This window comes from Psychrobacter sp. 1Y4, assembly GCF_051847555.1.
Genome location: NZ_JBPYDE010000232.1, coordinates 1 through 943, shown reverse-complemented (window position 1 = coordinate 943; position 943 = coordinate 1). Strand labels below are relative to the sequence as shown.

1 protein-coding gene is annotated in these 943 nt (G+C 47.3%); it reads left to right on the top strand.

Features of this window, described 5'->3' with window-relative positions; all coding sequences use genetic code 11:
* Positions 1-18: 18 nt before the first annotated feature.
* Positions 19-943, top strand: a 925-nt coding sequence (locus ACS8FC_RS15440) for an FAD:protein FMN transferase (protein ID WP_439297422.1), incomplete at its 3' end; no start/stop codon positions are given.

Sequence of the window (943 nt, the reverse complement as noted above, 5' to 3'; positions counted from 1 at the left end):
AAGAAAACGATCAAAAACATGCTGTTTGGCACGATGAGCCTTACCAGCATCTTGAGTCTCAGTGCTTGCCAGCAAACACCAGATTATAACTATCTAACTGGTGAAACGATGGGAACAAGCTACCATATCAGCTATCAGCTCCCTGATAATGCAGACGAAGCAGCCATACAAGCGTCAATCGATGAACGCCTGAAACAGATTAACGACAGCATGTCGACCTATCAGAGCGACTCGACCATCTCTAAATTTAATCGGTTGGATAAAAACACGCCGATTACCATCGACGCTGATTTTAGTCGGGTGCTGGATGTGTCAAAGATTGTCTACGAGCAATCTGGTGGTGCGTTTGATCCTACCGTTATGCCTTTAGTAGAGACTTGGGGTTTTGGCAGCACTATGACAGTCGAGCGTTTACAAAGTCCGCCTACAGCGCTCGAGATTGCTCAAGCAAAAGCACTGGTAGACTTTGAGAGTATTATAAGAAAAGACCAAACGGTATCCAAAACCAAAGACGGCGTCGAGCTTGATTTTTCTGCCGTTGCTAAAGGTTATGGTGTTGACGTCATCGCTGATGTACTCAGAGAGGATTATCAAATTCGCAATTATATGGTTGAGATTGGCGGTGAAATTTCGACATCTGGCGTTAACAACCAACAGCAGCCATGGCAAATTGCGATTGACGCCCCTATTGAAGGCAGCACTGTCAGCGAGCGCCAAACGATATCTGCGATTCGTCAACCAAAAAATACGGCTAGCCAAATGCATCTGGCAACCTCTGGAAACTATCGCAACTCCGTCATATTCGATGGCAAACGCTATAGCCATACTATTGACCCGACCACTGGCAAACCTATCGCGGGCGGTGCACCCTCAGTCACGGTAGCAGCTGACTCAGTCGCATTAGCTGATGCATGGGCAACAGCGCTGACGGCGATGCCTTATC